Source organism: Dyella sedimenti (assembly GCF_022760995.1).
In the GTDB taxonomy this organism is placed as follows: Bacteria; Pseudomonadota; Gammaproteobacteria; order Xanthomonadales; family Rhodanobacteraceae; genus Dyella; species Dyella sedimenti.
This window is the reverse complement of the sequence record NZ_JAKWJO010000002.1, coordinates 117,269-133,810: the sequence shown is the minus strand read 5'-3', so window position 1 is coordinate 133,810 and position 16,542 is coordinate 117,269. Positions and strand designations below refer to the sequence as shown.

At 69.5% G+C, this 16,542-nt stretch carries 11 protein-coding genes; 2 read left to right on the top strand and 9 right to left on the bottom strand.

Features of this window, described 5'->3' with window-relative positions:
* Positions 1–56 precede the first annotated feature (56 nt).
* From MJ605_RS05840 to MJ605_RS05825, 4 genes are all read right to left on the bottom strand, one after another.
* Complete coding sequence (locus MJ605_RS05840) at positions 57–1,460, bottom strand: c-type cytochrome (protein WP_243040120.1); 1,404 nt, start codon at positions 1,458–1,460, stop codon at positions 57–59.
* Positions 1,457–3,232, bottom strand: coding sequence for a GMC family oxidoreductase (locus MJ605_RS05835; RefSeq protein ID WP_243040119.1), 1,776 nt, complete (start codon positions 3,230–3,232; stop codon positions 1,457–1,459). The genes MJ605_RS05840 and MJ605_RS05835 overlap by 4 nt, the downstream gene beginning before the upstream one ends.
* Complete coding sequence (locus MJ605_RS05830) at positions 3,229–3,906, bottom strand: gluconate 2-dehydrogenase subunit 3 family protein (protein ID WP_243040118.1); 678 nt, start codon at positions 3,904–3,906, stop codon at positions 3,229–3,231. Before MJ605_RS05830 ends, MJ605_RS05835 begins: the two co-directional genes overlap by 4 nt.
* Positions 3,907–4,024: 118 nt before the next feature.
* Complete coding sequence (locus MJ605_RS05825; RefSeq protein ID WP_243040732.1) at positions 4,025–4,828, bottom strand: alpha/beta hydrolase; 804 nt, start codon at positions 4,826–4,828, stop codon at positions 4,025–4,027.
* 211 nt (positions 4,829–5,039) lie between these two features.
* Here MJ605_RS05825 and MJ605_RS05820 point away from each other — a divergent pair, with 211 nt between their 5' ends.
* On the top strand, positions 5,040–9,470 hold the full coding sequence (locus tag MJ605_RS05820) for a DEAD/DEAH box helicase (protein ID WP_243040117.1): 4,431 nt from the start codon (positions 5,040–5,042) through the stop codon (positions 9,468–9,470).
* Here the strand turns inward: MJ605_RS05820 and MJ605_RS05815 are convergent.
* The 4 genes from MJ605_RS05815 to MJ605_RS05800 form a co-directional block, all read right to left on the bottom strand.
* A complete protein-coding gene (locus MJ605_RS05815; RefSeq protein WP_243040116.1) occupies positions 9,458–9,829 on the bottom strand; it encodes a nuclear transport factor 2 family protein in 372 nt (123 codons plus the stop codon). The genes MJ605_RS05820 and MJ605_RS05815 overlap by 13 nt on opposite strands.
* 96 nt (positions 9,830–9,925) lie before the next feature.
* On the bottom strand, positions 9,926–10,561 hold the full coding sequence (locus MJ605_RS05810; protein ID WP_243040115.1) for an IbrB-like domain-containing protein: 636 nt from the start codon (positions 10,559–10,561) through the stop codon (positions 9,926–9,928).
* Positions 10,446–10,991 (bottom strand): GNAT family N-acetyltransferase, encoded by a 546-nt coding sequence (locus MJ605_RS05805; RefSeq protein WP_243040114.1) that lies wholly within the window; start codon positions 10,989–10,991, stop codon positions 10,446–10,448. Before MJ605_RS05805 ends, MJ605_RS05810 begins: the two co-directional genes overlap by 116 nt.
* A complete protein-coding gene (locus tag MJ605_RS05800) occupies positions 10,988–12,214 on the bottom strand; it encodes a DUF3440 domain-containing protein (protein WP_243040113.1) in 1,227 nt (408 codons plus the stop codon). Before MJ605_RS05800 ends, MJ605_RS05805 begins: the two co-directional genes overlap by 4 nt.
* 275 nt (positions 12,215–12,489) lie before the next feature.
* Between MJ605_RS05800 and MJ605_RS05795 the strand changes: the two genes are divergently transcribed.
* Complete coding sequence (locus MJ605_RS05795; RefSeq protein WP_243040112.1) at positions 12,490–13,716, top strand: SGNH/GDSL hydrolase family protein; 1,227 nt, start codon at positions 12,490–12,492, stop codon at positions 13,714–13,716.
* A gap of 26 nt (positions 13,717–13,742) precedes the next feature.
* Here the strand turns inward: MJ605_RS05795 and MJ605_RS05790 are convergent, their stop codons facing one another.
* Entirely contained in the window at positions 13,743–16,541 is a 2,799-nt protein-coding gene (locus MJ605_RS05790) for a glycosyl hydrolase 115 family protein (protein WP_243040111.1), read from the bottom strand.
* Between the last annotated feature and the right edge of the window lies 1 nt (position 16,542).

The following is a 16,542-nucleotide window of genomic DNA, read 5'->3' as shown; positions in this document are numbered from 1 at the left end:
CAGATACCGTGCCCCCTTGCTCCCTCCCCTGCGTTGCAGGGGAGGGGCGCCTGCAGCTAACGCGGCGGCTCGCCCGCGCGTGGGTCGAAGCCGCTCATCAGTGGCTGGCCACCTGGCGGCAGGCTGCGCAGCCGGGCCACCTGCTGCGCGTTCACCGCGCCGCCGCGGTTGCCCCAGCTCGAACGCACGAAGGTGATGACCTCGGCGACCTGCTGGTCGCTCAGGCGCCCGCGGAACGCGGGCATGGTGAACTGCGTGGGCGCATCGCGGCCGGCGGGCATGGTGCCGCCGTGCAGCACCAGGCGGATGACGGAATCGGCGTTGTCGCCATTGACCGCCGGATTGCCGGCCAGCGCCGGGAACACCGCGTTGTAGCCGTGCCCGTCGGTGCGATGGCAGGCCGCGCAGTTGTTGATGTAGAGCAGGGCGCCCGCACTGTCGGCCTTGCCTTCGTAGAGGGCCTTGCGCGTGGCCATGTCGTAGACCAGCGGTGCTTCCTGCCGCGCGGGCGGCAGCGACTTGAGGAAGTGCGCGATGGCCGCCAGGTCCTGATCGCTCATGTAGCGGGTGCTGTGCAGCACCACGTCGCTCATGCCGCCGAAGATCGCGCTGCGCGCGGAACGGCCGGACTTGAGCAGGGTGGCCAGCTCTTCCTCGTCCATGCTGCCCAGGCCGGTCGCCGGCTCGCCGCGCAGGCTGGGAGCGATCCAGTTGTCGCCCTCGCCGCCGCTGAGGTAGGCGGTGCCGTCGCCGGTGCCCAGCGCCGTCTCCTGCAACGTGGCCGCGCGCGGCGTATGGCAGGCGCCGCAATGGCCCAGCCCCTCGACCAGGTACTGGCCGCGTGCCAGCGCCACGTCGCCGGTGGAGGTGGTCTCGATCGGCGTCACCTTCGGTGCGAACAGCCAGCGCCAGTAGGTGAGCGGCCAGCGCATCGACAGCGGCCAGCCGATGTCATCGGCGCGGTTGGGCTGGGTCACCGGCGCCACGCCGTGCATGAAGTACGCATACAGCGCCTGGATGTCCTGGTCGCTGACCTTGGCGTAGGAGGGATAGGGCATGGCCGGGTACAGCGTGTGCCCGGCCGCGTTGATGCCACGGCGCACGGCGCGCTCGAATTGCCCATAGGTGTACTTGCCGATGCCGGTGACGGGGTCGGGCGTGATATTGGAGCTGTAGATGGTGCCGATCGGCGAGCCGATCGGCAGGCCGCCCGCGAACGGCTTGCCGCCCGGCGCGGTATGGCAGGCGGCGCAGTCGGCGACGTGCGCCAGGTATTCGCCTTGCTTGATCTGCTCGTCGGTGGGCGCCGGCGCGGTGGCGGAGGCATCGCCCCCGCCTCCGGGGAACAGCTGGGCGGCCAGCCAGGCCAGCACCACGATCACGACCAGGACGACGACCAGGATCACCAGGGCGCGCAATGCGCCGCCACCGCGTCGGCGGGGCTGGGCTACCGTATTCATGCCTGCACCAGGGGGCCGGGATGTTTCAGGTAGGTCTCACGAATGGCCTTGGCCGACCAATAGGTGAGGCCGCCGATGAGACCGGTGGGGTTGTAGCCGATGTTCTGCGGGAACGCCGAGGCGCCGGTGACGAACACGTTGGGCACGTCCCAGCTTTGCTGGTAGCGGTTGAGCGCGCTGGTCTCGGGCGAGGCACCCTGGATCACGCCGCCGGTGGTGTGCGTGGTCTGGTACTGGCGCACGTCGTAGTGGCTGCCCGGCTGGCGCACCGTGGCGGACGTCTGCCGCGGCTTCATCTGGTTGGCGATTTCCTGCGCACGGTCGGTCAGGAACTTCGTCATCTTGTATTCGTTGTCGTGCCAGTCGAAGGTCATGCGCAGCAGCGGCAGGCCGAAGGCGTCCTTGTAGGTCGGGTCCAGGTCGAGGTAGCGGTCGCGGTAGGCCATCACCGAGCCGTGCGTCTGCACGCCGGTGGTGTGCAGGTAGCTCTCCTTCGCCGCGCGCTTCCACTTCTCGCCCCAGGCCGGCGTGCCCGGCGGCAGCAGCAGCTGCTGGATCGGGCGGCCGCCGGTCTGCCCGCCCAGGATGTAGCCGCCGCCCACGAAGCCGTGCGGGCCGTGGTCGAAATGGTCGGAGTTGAACTCGTCGATGATGACGTTGCCGCCCGAGCCGGCGCCGATGAACGGGTTGATGGCCACGTCCCGGTCGTAGAACACCGAGATGCTGCTCATCATCTGGTAGGCGTAGTTCTTGCCGATCACGCCCTTGCCGGTCACCGGGTCGTAGGGCGCGCCGATGCCCGAGAGCAGCATCAGCCGCACGTTGTGCATCTGGAAGGCGGCCACGATGACAAGGTCGGCCGGCTGCTCCACCTCCTGGCCCTGCGCGTCGATGTAGGTGACGCCGGTGGCGCGCTTGCGCGTGCTGTCCAGGTTCACGCGGGTGACGTGGCTTTGCGTGCGCAGCGAAAAATTGGGCCGGCGCAGCAGCACCGGCAGGATGGTGGTCTGCGGCGAGGCCTTCGAATACATGTAGCAGGAGAAGCGCTCGCAATACCCGCACAGGTTGCACGGGCCCAGGCGCACCCCGTACGGATTGGTATAGACCTGCGAGGCATTGGCCGAGGGCTGCGGGAACGGCTTGTAGCCCAGCGCGCGCGCCGCGTCGGCGAACAGCCCGGCGCCGTAGTTGCTGCGCACCGGCGGGTTGGGATACTCGCGCTTGCGCGGGCCCTCGAAGGGGTTGCCGCCCTCCTGCAGGCTGCCGTTGAGGTTGCCCGCCTTGCCGGAGGTGCCGCACACGTACTCGAAGTGCTCCAGGAACGGTTCCAGCTCGTCGTAGGTGACGCCATAGTCCTGGATCTGCATGTCCTCCGGCATGAACTTGCGGCCGTAGCGCTGGGCGATGTGGCTTTCCAGCTCAAGGTCCTCCGGCGAGGGCCGGTAGTGCTGCCCGTTCCAGTGCACGCCCGCGCCGCCGACGTTGTTGCCGAACAGGAACGAGCCATACTGGCGATAGGGCACGGCCGTGTCGTTCAAGCCGTGGCGGACGGTGATGGTCTCGCGCGCCAGCGGCTGGAACAGGTCGCCGCGGATGCCGAAGGCCAGCTCGTCGGCGTTGCGCGGATAGATGAAATCCGGCGAGGTGTCGCGGTAGTTGCCGCGTTCCAGCGCCAGCACGTTCAGGCCCGCCTCGGTCAGCTCGGCGCCCATGATCGCACCGGTCCATCCGAAGCCGACGATCACCACGTCCACCGGTTTCATGCGGATCATGACTGTTCCCCTTCGATGGACACGGGGCCGAACGGATAGGCCTTGCCGGGTTGCTCGATCCAGTCGGCGAAGTCGGCGCGCGCGCCGGGAAAGCCGATCATCTTCCAGGCACCCATCTGCTTGTTGCCGCCGTACATCGGATCGGAGAAATAGCCTTCCTTGGTATTGGTGATGAGCTGGGAGAAGAACGTGTCGGTCGGCACGTCCTCCAGCTTGATCTGTCCCTTCTCCATCTGGCCGAGGATGTCATCCTGCTGCTCATGGGTGAGCGCGCTGAACGACTTGCCGTGCTGTCGCCTGCACCAGTCGTCGATGGCGGCGATGGCCTTGCGGTAGAACTCGCGTGGCGTGTAGCGCAACTGGTAGCCCAGGGTTGCCGGTGACTCGGGCACGAACGGGCCCTGCATGTACCAGTAGCCGCCGTGGCCATAGGCCGCGTCCATCTGGCGGTCGATGAATTCGGGCACGCCCGCTTCCACCGCGCTCGGGCCGTCTTCACTGGGCGGAATCAGCCGGTCGACGGCGGCCTGCAGGAAGTCCCATTCCGCCGCGTTGAAATAGCGTGGCGCGTAGGTCTTGGCCCCGGTGCCTGGCGCCGCGTGGCCCGGCTCCGGCGCGAGTGCCGAGGAACCCAGGAGGGTGACGGCCGGCACGGCCACCATCGACTGTCGCAAGAAGTCTCGCCGGGAGGGCGACCTCGGCTTGTTCGACATGGCAATCCCCATCGGACGTGTAAGAACGCCCAGCCATGCTGGCTCGCCGGATGAATGCAAAGCGTGAAAAACGGTACGCTCAGGCGCGCCTCTGCAACCAGTCGCCCAATTGCTTGAGGACCTGCCCGCGCGAAGGCTCGGCCTCGTTGAAGAGTTCGTGGTACAGCGCGTCGAAGTAGCGCGTGGTGAGGTGGTTGCCGACCCAGGCGCCGGCGGCGAAATCCCGGCTGCCCGACGGGTCCACCAGGCGATCCGCGCCAGCCACCAGCAGCAGCGTGGGCGTGGCCAGCCGGCCCGCGTCGGCGATGGCCGCCTCGCCGGCGCGGAAGATGAAGTCGGCCAGCCGGGGCGTGATGCGCCCGTGCCGCAGCGGGTCGGCGCGGTAGGCCGGCTCCACCTGCGGATCGTGCGAGAGCTTGTCGAACGGCAGGCCGTTGGGCAGCGGCAGGTTGGGCAGCAGCGTCGCCAGCGCGGCGGCCAGGCGCTGGCGCCAGCGCGGCTCCCAGGTACGCAGGGCCGGCGAGGACAGCACCATCGCCGGCGGCTGGATGCGCCGGTCCAGCACGCCGCGCGCCGCCACCAGCCCGCCCATGCTGTGCCCCAGCAGCAGCGGGGGCCGGGGCAGGCCGGCGGCGTAGTCGTGGTAGACCGTGGCGAGGTCTTCCAGCAGGTCGTCGGGATGGGACAGCGCCCCGCGCGCGCCGGGCGTGCGGCCGTGGCCGCGCTGGTCATAGGCCCGCACCGAATAGCCGCGCGCATGGAACCAGGCGGCCAGCCGCTGGTAGCGCCCACTGTGCTCGCCCAGGCCGTGCACGACCAGCACGGCGTCGTGCGGGCGGGGATGCGGCCAGTCGCGGACGAACAAGGCCTGGCCGTCGGCCATGGCCAGGGTGCGGGAGCGCTCGATGCCGTGCTCGCCGAGTTGGTTCACTTCGCGCCCCTCGAGGTGAAAGGCCGCATTCTGCATGAACGCCACGCGGACGTGGGTTGCGGTGCGGCAGAAACGGCGCCACGGCGGTTCCGCGGCGTTGCCATCCGGCCGCCCCGTCCCCATATCGCACCGGGTGAGAGGCCGCTGCGCCACACTCAAGTCCATGCCACTGCACGATTTCCATCCCGCCGTCGCCGCCTGGTTCCAGGGCGCCTTCGCGGCGCCCACGGCGCCGCAGGCCGCCGCGTGGCCGGCCATCCGCGCCGGCCATCCGACCCTGGTGGCCGCGCCCACCGGCTCGGGCAAGACGCTGACCGCCTTCCTCTCGGCCATCGACGGGCTGGTGCGCGAGGGCGTGGCCAACGGCGGCCAGCTGCCGGACACCACCACGGTGGTCTACGTCTCGCCGCTGAAGGCGCTGTCCAACGACATCCGCATCAACCTGGAAGCGCCGCTGGAAGGCATCCGCGCCGAACTGGCCAAGCTGGGCCTGCCGGACGTGGACATCCGCACCGCCGTGCGCACCGGCGACACGCCGCAGGCCGAGCGGGCATGGATGCGCAAGCAGCCGCCGCACATCCTGGTCACCACGCCCGAGTCGCTCTACATCCTGCTGGGTTCGGAGTCGGGCCGCGCGATGCTGTCGGGCACGCGCACGGTGATCGTCGACGAGATCCACGCGCTCGCCTCCAGCAAGCGCGGCGCGCACCTGGCGCTGTCGCTGGAACGGCTGGAAGCGCTGTGCCAGCGCCGCCTGCTGCGCATCGGCCTGTCGGCCACGCAGAAGCCGATCGAGGAGGTGGCGAAATTTCTCGTGGGTTCCCACGCCAGCCTCGACGCGATCCGCATCGTCGACGTCGGCCACAGCCGCGAGCGCGACCTCGCCATCGAGGTGCCGCCGGTGCCGCTGGAAGCGGTGATGTCCAACGACTGCTGGGCGCTGGTCTACGACCGCCTCGCCGAACTGGTGCAGGCGCATCGCACCACCCTGGTGTTCGTCAATACGCGGCGCCTGTCCGAGCGCGTGTCGCGCCACCTGTCCGAGCGCCTGGGCAAGGCGGTGGTGGCGGCCCACCACGGCAGCCTCGCCAAGGAGCAGCGCCTGGATGCCGAGCAGCGCCTCAAGCGGGGCGAGCTGAAGGTGCTGGTGGCCACCGCCTCGCTGGAACTGGGCATCGACATCGGCGACGTCGACCTGGTATGCCAGATCGCCTCGCCGCGCTCCATCGCCGCCTTCCTGCAGCGCGCCGGCCGTTCCGGCCATGCGGTGGGCGGCACGCCCAAGGCGCGGCTGTTCCCCACCACGCGCGACGACCTGGTCGAATGCACCGCGCTGCTGGACTGCGTGCGCCGCGGCGAGCTGGATACGCTGGTGCAGCCGCCGCAGCCGCTGGACGTGCTGGCGCAGCAGATCGTGGCCGAGGTGGCCTGCCAGGAGTGGAGCGAGGACGCGCTGTACGACCTGGTCCGCCGCGCCCATCCCTACCGCGACCTCCCGCGCGACGCGTTCGACGCCACCGTGCGCATGCTGGCCGAGGGCTTCACCACCCGGCGCGGCGCTCGCGCGGCGTATATCCACCGCGATGCCGTACACGGCGAGTTGCGCGCACGGCGTGGCGCCCGGCTCACCGCCATCACCTCGGGCGGCGCCATTCCCGACACCGCCGACTACCTGGTGGTGCTCGAGCCGCAGGCCACCATCATCGGCACGGTCAACGAGGACTTCGCGGTGGAGAGCCTGGCCGGCGACGTGTTCCAACTGGGCAATGCCAGCTACCGCATCCTGCGCGTGGAGCGCGACCGCGTGCGCGTGGAAGATGCCCACGGCGTGCCGCCGAACATCCCGTTCTGGCTGGGCGAGGCGCCGGGCCGCAGCAACGAGCTTTCCCACGGCGTCTCGCGCCTGCGCGAGGAAATCGCCACGCGCCTGGACGAAGGCGGCATGCCGGCCCTGCTGCACTGGCTCGAACACACGCTGGGCCTGGGCGAGGCGGCGGCGCAGCAACTGGCCGGCTACCTTGGGGCGGCCAAGGCCGCGCTGGGCGTGCTGCCCACGCAGTCCACGCTGGTGTTCGAGCGGTTCTTCGACGAAACCGGCGGCACCCAGCTCATCATCCACACGCCCTGGGGCAGCCGCATCAACCGCGCCTGGGGCCTGGCGCTGCGCAAGCGCTTCTGCCGCCAGTTCAACTTCGAGCTGCAGGCGGCGGCGACCGAGGACGCCATCGTGCTGTCGCTGTCCACCAGCCACAGCTTCCCGCTGGAGGAGGTGGCCCGGTACCTGCATTCGAATTCCGCCGAGCACGTGCTGGTGCAGGCCCTGCTCGATGCGCCGCTGTTCCCGGTGCGCTGGCGCTGGAACGCCACCACCGCGCTGGCCCTGCCGCGCTTCCAGGGCGGACGCAAGGTGCCGCCGCAGCTACAGCGCATGAAGAGCGAGGACCTGCTCGCCACCGTGTTCCCCGACCAGGTCGCCTGCCTGGAGAACATCGTGGGCGAGCGTGAGATTCCCGACCATCCGCTGGTCAACCAGACCTTGCACGACTGCCTGCGCGAGGCGATGGATACGGATGGTCTGCTGCACGTCCTGCGCGGCCTGGAAGAGGGCTCGATCACCGTGGTGGCGCGCGACCTCGCCGCGCCCAGCCCGCTGGCCGGCGAAGTGCTCAACGCCGCGCCGTACGCCTACCTGGACGACGCGCCGCTGGAGGAACGCCGCACCCAGGCCGTGCAGTCGCGCCGCTGGTCCGATCCGGAAAGCACGGACGACCTGGGCCGGCTCGATCCCGAGGCCATCGACGCCGTGCGCGGGGAAGCATGGCCGGAGGTACGCAGCGCCGACGAAATGCACGAGGCGCTGGGCATCCTCGGCGGCGTCACCCAGGCCGAGGCCGACGCCAACGAAGGCTGGAACGGCTGGCTGAAGTCGCTCGCGAAGAACCATCGCGCCACCCGCTTTACTCCCTCTCCCCACAGGGGAGAGGGTTGGGGTGAGGGGGTAACCTCGCCCCAGTCGTCCTTCTGGACCACCGCCGAATCCCTCCCGAAATGGCAGGCCGTTCATCCGGATGCCACGTTGCATCCACCCATCGCCGCGCCCGCCGAATACGCCGCGCAGCCCTGGACCCGCGAGGACGCCCTGCTCGAACTGGTGCGCGGCCGCCTGACCGGCCTGGGTCCCGTCACCGTGCCGGCGCTGGCCGCCGCGCTTGGCGTTTCCATTGGCGACATCGACCAGGCCTTGCTGCGCCTGCAATCCGAAGGCTACGTGATGCAGGGCCACTTCACCCCAGGCATCAGCGAGCTGGAATGGTGCGAACGCCACCTGCTCGCGCGCATCCACCGCTACACCATCGGCCGCCTGCGCCGCGAGATCGAGCCGGTCAGCCGCCGCGACCTGATGCGCTTCCTGTTCGACTGGCAGCACGTGGCGCCCGGCGCGCGCCTCAGCGGCCCGGACGCGCTGCCGGCGGTGCTTGCCCAACTGGAAGGCTACGAGACGGCCGCCGGCGCCTGGGAGACCGAACTGCTGCCCACGCGCATCGACGACTACGCCATCAGCTGGCTGGACGAGCTATGTCGTGCCGGCCGCGTCAGCTGGAGCCGCCTGCGTACCGGCAGCGGTGGCGGCGGCGGCCCGGTGCGCGCCACGCCCATCGTGCTGCTGCCGCGCCGCAGCCAGCTGCTGTGGACCGGCCTCGCCGCCCGTGATGCAGGCACGCAGGAAATCCTGGTGTCCTCTCGCGCCCAGGCCGTGCTCGATACCCTGCGCGACCACGGCGCGCTGTTCTTCGACGAATTGCTTGATGCCACCCATCTGCTGCGCACCGAGCTGGAGGATGCGCTCGGCGAACTGGTCGCCGCCGGTCGCATCACCGCCGACAGCTTCGCCGGCCTGCGCGCCCTGCTGGTGCCCGCCGCCAAGCGCGACGCCCATCGCCATCGCCGCCTGCGCCGCCACATGCTCACCGGCATCGAGGACGCCGGCCGCTGGTCGCTGGTGCGCCCGCGTACCGATCTTCCCGCCGGGGCCAATGAGCCGCCTGAAGGCGGCAAAAAGAGAGAACCTGCCGGTATCCCGCCCACGGATGGCGATCCCATCGAACACGTCGCCCGCACCCTGCTGCGCCGCTACGGCGTGGTGTTCTGGAAACTGCTGGAACGCGAGGCGTCGTGGCTGCCGAGCTGGCGCGAACTGCTGCGCGTCTACCATCGCCTGGAAGCGCGTGGCGAGATCCGCGGCGGCCGCTTCGTGGAAGGCCTGGTGGGCGAGCAGTTCGCCTTGCCCGAGGCGGTTGCCCGGCTGCGCGCCGTGCGCCAGCAGGAAGCCCATGGCGAACTGGTCGGCGTCAGCGGCTCGGACCCGCTCAACCTGGTGGGCACCGTGCTGCCCGGCGGCAAGCTGCCGGCCGTGGCCGGCACGCGCGTGCTCTACGAGGACGGCGTGCCGGTGGCCGCGCTGGTGGCCGGCAAGCCGCAATGGCTGGTGGAAGGCACGCCGTCGCAGCAGCAACAGTGGCGCCACGCCCTGCTGCGCCGCGCCGAGCACGACGGCCTGCGCGCCGAGGCGCGCGCGGCGGGCTATTCGCTGTAATCGCCGATATAGGACAGCAGCCCGTCGCGCTGGCGGAACTCGCTGCGCCCGTTCAGGGTGATCGACTGTCCCGCGCGCACGCCGTTGAGCAGGTCCACCGCGAAGGTGCCGTCGAACAGGATGTGCGCGGTGGCCAGGCCGTCGCGTTCCTCATAGGCCACGATCACCTGCCGCCGCGCCGCGAACAGGTAGCGCGAGCGCTCCGCCAGCAGCTGCAGTTCCGCGAGGCCCTGCGTGCGCACGCTGAGCACGCCGGCCGTGTAGTTCTCGAACACCACCTCGCGATGCATGGTGGCGAGCATGCCCTCCACGTCGATGCGGTTGTAGGCGGCGAGGTAGCGTTCGATCAGTTCGCGCACGTATCGACCATGATTTTCCCAGAGAGGCTTCAGGATATTCCATCGCGGCGGGGTTCGCTCCCTCCCCTGCATGCAGGGGAGGGGTGCTCCCGGCCCTCAATCCCACGACTTCGAATACGGATGGTCGCGGAACAGCTCGGGCAGCCCCGATACCTGCTTGAAGCGCAGCACCTCGTCGTCGTCCATGCCCAGTTGCCGGGCCACCTCGCCTTCGCTCCAACCCGCCTGCAGCAGCGCGACCACGATATCGGTCATCGGCAGCACGCCGTGCACGCCGCGCGCGCGGTTATGGCGGATGGTGGCGGCGATGCGGTCCGCCATGTCGCCGCGTTCGCCGCGGACCAGTGCCACCGGCAGGTAGCCGTGCAGGCGCTGGCGGATGGGGCCGGGCTTGCGCGCCACGCGCTGGCGGTGGAAGCCATCCACCACCACGTAGCGCCCGGCAGGCTCGGGATGCGCCACGATGGGCTGGGTAAAGCCGTCGGCCTCGATGGACAGCGCCAGCAGCTTCATCTCCGGTGGCGCCACCGTGTTGGGGTTGTAGTCGTTGCCCTGGACCTGCTCGCCCGGCACCCATTGCACGCAATCCACCGGCTCGCCGGCGAACGGGCTGTGCTCATGCAGCAGCCGGCGAAGATGGTTGAGGGCTTCCACCCGTTGCGGCAAGGGCAGGGGATCCAGTTCGCGGAACAGTGCCTCGGCGCGTTCCATCAGGCTGGCTGGTTGCGGCATGCGCTTTCCTCTCCAAGCTCACCCAGCGTCCCCGGGTGCTGCATACGTGAAATCCGTGTGGCTCCAGGAATGGCACGCATGCCTGTGGCACCCGCATCGCGCAGTCCAGTCCCAGCCGGTCGATGTCCTCCAGCGCCCGGCGCCGCAATTCGCGGAACAGGCCGCAGCCTCGGGCCTCGGCGCGCACGTAGCCTTCGCGGATGCGCACCAGGTCGGCCTGCATCTCCATGCTGACGAAGCCCAGCACGCGCGCCGCGCCCTTGTGCCGCACGACCAGCCAGCGGTAGCGTGGTCCGTCGTTCAGCGGATAGCCGCCGCATTCGCGCCGCACCGTGGCGCTGGCGAAGAAGCGGCCCATCTGGGCGAAGAACGCCGCCTCGTCGTCGATCGAGCGCCACGCGACGAACTCGCAATCTTCCAGGCGGATCATGCCGTGTGCTCCTCGCTGCCCGCCAGGGCATCGAGATCGCGGCGGGCGAAGCCGAACGACAGCGAGCGCGCCATGTCCAGCTTGAGCAGGGACAGCGCCACGCGCCGCCAGGAAGGTTGCGCCTTGCGGTTCTCCAGCGCCGGAATGCCCGCGTCCGGCCACTTGCCCAGCGGATAATCGTGCCGCGACCACCATTGGATGAAGCGCTCGATGCGGCGCAGGTAAACCCTGCGCAGCGGCAGCGGCATGCTGTGCAGCAGGAACTGGCTGTACTGCCGCCAGGTGCCGAAGGTAGGCGGCAGGCCCAGCCCGCCGCGATAGCCGAGCAGCCGCTGGCGGCAGTAGCGCGCCGCGTAGTTGGCGCCGGCCACGCGTGCGACCACGCGGAACCAGGTGTCCGGTTCCAGCTTGTGGAACAGGTCCAGGCCCTTGCGCTGGTCGTCGCCGTAGGGCTGGCAGATGCGCATCTGCGAGAACGGCACGCCGGCGCGATGCATCAGGTCGTACAGGCGGTTGTAGGCGTGGCCGTGCTCGCCGGTGTAGCGCCACAGATCCTCGAACTTCCAGTCGTAGATGGGGAAGAAGGTCACCGCCCGGCCGCCGGCCATGTCGCGCGCGCTCCAGGTCACCGCCGCCTCCGCGCCTGGTGGTGTCCACGCGCACTTCTTCACCCGCGCGCGGCGCTTGACCGCGAGATAGCGGTTGAGCGATTCGTCCGAGCGGATGCCGACCAGGAAGGCCGTGCTCGCGTCCTGCGCCAGCCACTCGTTGAAGGCGGGCACGAACTCCTCGAACTCCATGCGGTAGCGATAGAACGGAAAGAAGCCCGGGTCGCGGACGACCGACGGATGCGCCGGCATCGGCCGCACCCAGTCCGCCTCGCGCCCCGGCTCCCACGCGCACCAGTACGGCTCCCGCAGGCTCGACGCATTGCGCAGGTTGATCGGCAGGCAGATCCACCACGGCCGCACGTCCGGGCGGTCGAACATCTCCGCGACGTGCGCGATGGTCGGCCGGTACTGCCCTTCCAGGTCGATGAACAAGGCGTGCACCGGCCCGCGCCCCAGCTCGCGCGCTACTTCCAATGCCAGGTGCAGGGTGACCGAGCTGTCCTTGCCGCCGGAGAATGCCACGCACACGCGCTCGAAATGCTCGAACACCAGGCGGATGCGTTGCCTGGCGGCCTCGAGGACGTCGATGTCGTGGTAGTGCTTGTCCACCATGCGGGGTCTTTTCCAGGAACTTGCGAAAGCGTCTTTGTTGCCCGCCACGCGGTGGGTCTTGAAGACTTTCCCGACCGTCTCGCTTTCGCGAAGGCAAGGTCTTGATACGCATCAAGCGCCGCTATCGAAGCGGCATTCGCTGACAGAAGAAGGCGAGCAAGAGCGCATGCGGCACTGCAAGGCGGCCGGAGCGGGCCCGGCTGGTATGCTCGCCCGCGTCTTTGCGGCCTTCCACCAACGACAACGGATCTACCTGCATGAAAAAGGCTTGGCGGATGTTTGGATGTCTGTGCCTTGCGGCGGCCTGGGGCGGTTCGGCGGTGCATGCGGCCGACGCGCCGCCGGCCTGGGTGGCCACCTGGGGTGCGGCACAGCAGGTACCGGAACCGCACAACGCCTTGCCGACCGCCGACCTGCGCGATGCCACGCTGCGCCAGATCGTGCACGTGTCGATCGGCGGCAAGACGTTGCGCGTGAAAGTATCCAACGCTTTCGGCACCACGCCGCTGCACGTCACTTCCGCGCATATCGCACGGCCGCTGGCGGCGGACTCGCCGGCGATCGACCCGGCCAGCGACAAGGCGTTGAGCTTCGACGGCGCGCCGGACGTGATCGTCCCGCCCGGTGCGGAGTACAGCTCCGACCCGGTCGACTATCCGTTGCCGGCCTTGTCCAACCTGGCGGTCAGTTTCCACCTGGACGAGGCGCCGGCGGTGCAGACCGGGCACCCGGGCTCGCGCGCCACCTCCTACTACGTGCATGGCGACGCCACCGGCGCGGCCAACCTGGTCGCGCCGCGCAAGGTGGAGCACTGGTACCACCTTGCCGAGATCGACGTGCAGGCCCCGGCGGACACGGCCGCCGTGGTGGCGCTGGGCGACTCGATCACCGACGGGCACGGCGCCACCACCAACGGCAACGATCGCTGGACCGACGTGCTGGCCGCGCGATTGCTGGCGTCGCCCGCCACGCGCAACGTCGGCGTGGTGAACAAGGGCATCGGCGGCAACCACCTGTTGACCGATGGACTGGGACCGAACGCACTGGCGCGCTTCGACCGCGACGTGCTCGCACCTGCCGGTGCACGCTGGCTGATCGTGTTCGAGGGCGTCAACGACCTGGGCCTGCTGGCGCGCATGGACCACGCGCCCGTCGCCGAGCATGAGCGCCTGGTGCGGCGGATCATCGGCGCCTACCAGCAGATCATCCTGCGCGCGCACGCGCACGGCCTGCAGGTGACCGGCGCGACCATCACGCCGTTCGGCGGTTCGGACTACTACCATCCCGATGCGCTGACCGAAGCCGACCGCACGGCCATCAACCAGTGGATCCGCGCGCCGGGCCACTTCGACGCGGTGGTGGACTTCGACGCCGTGGTGCGCGATCCGCGGCACCCCGACCGCCTGCGCCCCGGCGACGACTGCGGTGACCACCTGCATCCCTCGCCGGCTGGCTACCGCGCCATGGGCGAGGCGGTGCCGCTCTCGCTGTTTACGCGATAGGCCGGCGCACGCCGCTTGCGTCCACCTCAACGCCCAGCGACATGCCCGGGATGAAAACTCTCCGGCGGTCCCAGGTCGCTGGGCCTGGGCTCCCCACGGCTGACCACCAGCCGCTCCAGCACCACGCCGGGATCGACCGCCCAGATCTTCAGCGTGTGGTATCCGGGCCGGGCGATGGCTAGCGGCAGCGTCACGCGGCGCACGCCATCCTCCACACTGCGCGCCCAGTCCTCCTTGCTGTTGCGCGCCAGCGTATCGACCACCGTGCGCGGGCCGTCGTCCACGGAAACGGCGAAGCGCAGTCCTCGCCCTGGAACGAAGTTCTGCGTGGGCGCCAGCGTGGCCTGCAGCTGCAGGTCGCCATCGTCATAGAGATACATGCGGTATTGCAGGGAGGCTGCCGAAGCGGTGTCGCTCGCCATCGTCACCGGATACACCGTCATGGCCGAGCGGGTCTTGCCATAGTCCGGCAGCTCGACCCAATGCGGGGCATCGGCCTCCTTGCCATCCGCGGTGCGCGTCGTGGTGTCGGCGGCCTCGATGGCCACGTAGCCATTGCTCTCCACGAAGCCCGTGGCGTTCTCGCGGGTCACCGGCAGCCTGAGCGCGCGCAGCGTGTAGCGGATCGGTTTCCCGTCGCCCGAGCGGACGCTCACCGTTCCCGTGGCGCTTTCCGTGCCGGCGGGCAGCTTGCTCCAGTCCACGCGCAACACCACGGTTTGTTCGGTGGCGCCCAGCGTGCCCTCCTGGCGCGTGGGCAGCAGCCATGGCGCGTCGGCCGCGATCGTATAGGCCACCGGCGTGCGGCCACGATCGAACAAGGTGAGGGTGCGGGTTTCGTTGGCGACCGAATCGATGGTGCCCAGCGGAATGTCACCTTTCGGCGTGGGTTCTTCATCCTCCGCGCGGACACCCAGCGATCCTGCCTGCGGCACCTGGATCCAGCTCACCGCCGGCATCACGTTCACCGGCGGATCGCGCCAGCTGACATAGCCGAAATGGGTCTGGTCCATCATGTGGTCCCACTTGCCGTCCAGCAGGTGGTTGTAGGCGTCGCCCAGCGCCGCGTCCCTGGCGAACAGCGCGCGCACCTCGTCCGCCTCGGCATTGGCCTTCGGATGGCCCAGGCGCGCATCCGCCGCGTTGCGGGCGGCGGTGATGCAGGTCCGTACCAGGTTGGCGCTGGCGTCCACCGGGTACTGCACCAGTTCAAAGTATGCGGTCCGCTCGTCGGCAGGGAGCTTGTCGGCCAGCGCGTCGACGCGCTGGGCCAGGGTGCGCCATGCCGCTTCCACGCGATCCGCCTCGTGGTAGTTGTCCAGGCTGAAAGTGGATGGATCGACCAGCTCCGGCTTCCGCCATCCGTTGTACTTGGTGTATTGCTCGATCGCCGTCGCGATCTCGCCGGCATGCGCCGGGCCGAACTCGCGCGTGGCCCACAGGCGCGTGAACTCGTCCAGGTGGTCCTTGTCCCAGCGCTGCGGCGTGCGCGCGTAGTCCAGGAAAAACTCGATGGGGAACTCCATCGGCTTGCCGTCGCCCACGTTCACCACCCACAACCGGTCCGCGCCGTAGGCCAGCGCCAGGTGCAGCTGCTCCTGTGCCTTGGTGATCGGCATGGTGTTCAGCCACTTGTAGGAGCGCGGCCCGCCCACGTAGTCGAAGTGGTAGTAGATGCCCGCGCCGCCCGCGCGCTTGCGTTCCTCCGCCGTGGGCAGGCGGCGCAGGTTGCCCCAGTTGTCGTCGGACCACAGCAGGGTCACGTCGTCGGGCACGCGCATGCCCTGCTCGTAGTAGCCCTGCACCTCCTTGTAGAGCGCCCACACCTGCGGCACACGGGTGATGTCCGGGTTCACCACTTGCTTCAGGATCTCGCGCTGGTCCGCCACGACGCGCTCCAGCAGCTGCGTGTTGGCCTCGGCCGACATTGGTGTGTCGCCCTCGCCGCGCATGCCCAGCGTCACCACCTGCTCGTAGTGCTTGCTGCGCTCCATGCCCTCGCGCCAGAAGGCGCCGATCTCCCTGGCATTGGTGGCGTAGTCCCAGGCGCCGTGGTGGCCGGACGTCCATTCCTTCTCGGCGCGCATCATCGGCTCCTCGTGCGAGGTGCCCATCACGATGCCGTATTCGTCGGCCAGCTGCTGGTTCAACGGATCGTCCGTACCGAAGGCGTTGTCCCACATCGCCGGCCACAGGAAGTTCGCCTTCAGGCGCAGCAGCAGTTCGAACACCTTCGTGTAGAAGGCGTGGTTCATGCCGCCGAACTTCTCCTTGGTCCAGCCCGACAGCGCCGGCGCCTCGTCGTTGAAGAAGATGCCCCGGTACTTCACCGCCGGCACCGGCTGCACATGGCGGCCGGGCAGCACGTACAGCGCATCCTGGTGTGGCACGCGCACGTCCGCCCACCAGTACCAGGGCGATACGCCGATCTGCTCGGAAAGATCGTAGACGCCGTAGATCGTGCCGCGCTTGTCCGCGCCGGCGATCACCAGCGCGCGGCGGATGCCCGGCACTGGATCCTCCACGATGGTGGTCACCGCCGCTTCCCACTGGCCCGCGATGCCGCTCACGTCCAGCTTGTGCCGGCGCACCAGGTCGTCGATCAGCGGACTCCTGCCGAGGGTACCGACCAGCACGACCTCGCCCTGCGCCGCGTTGGCCCCGTGCTCCACCGTCGCCGCCTGCCCCGTCACCCGGCCGATGTCCTGGCCCAGGTCGCCGACCGCGCGCACCACCCCCGGCCAATCCGCCTCGCTGACCAGCAGCGGTGTCGCCGCGCCATGCCGGGCAAGCACAAACGCGCCACCGGCCGGCGACGTGCTCACA

What these genes read in the sequence shown, in the direction of transcription:
- MJ605_RS05840 (WP_243040120.1), bottom strand. Translation starts at nt 1,460, where the DNA reads ATGAATACGGTAGCCCAGCCCCGCCGACGCGGTGGCGGCGCATTGCGC.
- MJ605_RS05825 (WP_243040732.1), bottom strand. Translation starts at nt 4,828, where the DNA reads ATGGCCGACGGCCAGGCCTTGTTCGTCCGCGACTGGCCGCATCCCCGC.
- MJ605_RS05835 (WP_243040119.1), bottom strand. Translation starts at nt 3,232, where the DNA reads ATGATCCGCATGAAACCGGTGGACGTGGTGATCGTCGGCTTCGGATGG.
- MJ605_RS05795 (WP_243040112.1), top strand. Translation starts at nt 12,490, where the DNA reads ATGTTTGGATGTCTGTGCCTTGCGGCGGCCTGGGGCGGTTCGGCGGTG.
- MJ605_RS05800 (WP_243040113.1), bottom strand. Translation starts at nt 12,214, where the DNA reads ATGGTGGACAAGCACTACCACGACATCGACGTCCTCGAGGCCGCCAGG.
- MJ605_RS05810 (WP_243040115.1), bottom strand. Translation starts at nt 10,561, where the DNA reads ATGCCGCAACCAGCCAGCCTGATGGAACGCGCCGAGGCACTGTTCCGC.
- MJ605_RS05805 (WP_243040114.1), bottom strand. Translation starts at nt 10,991, where the DNA reads ATGATCCGCCTGGAAGATTGCGAGTTCGTCGCGTGGCGCTCGATCGAC.
- MJ605_RS05820 (WP_243040117.1), top strand. Translation starts at nt 5,040, where the DNA reads ATGCCACTGCACGATTTCCATCCCGCCGTCGCCGCCTGGTTCCAGGGC.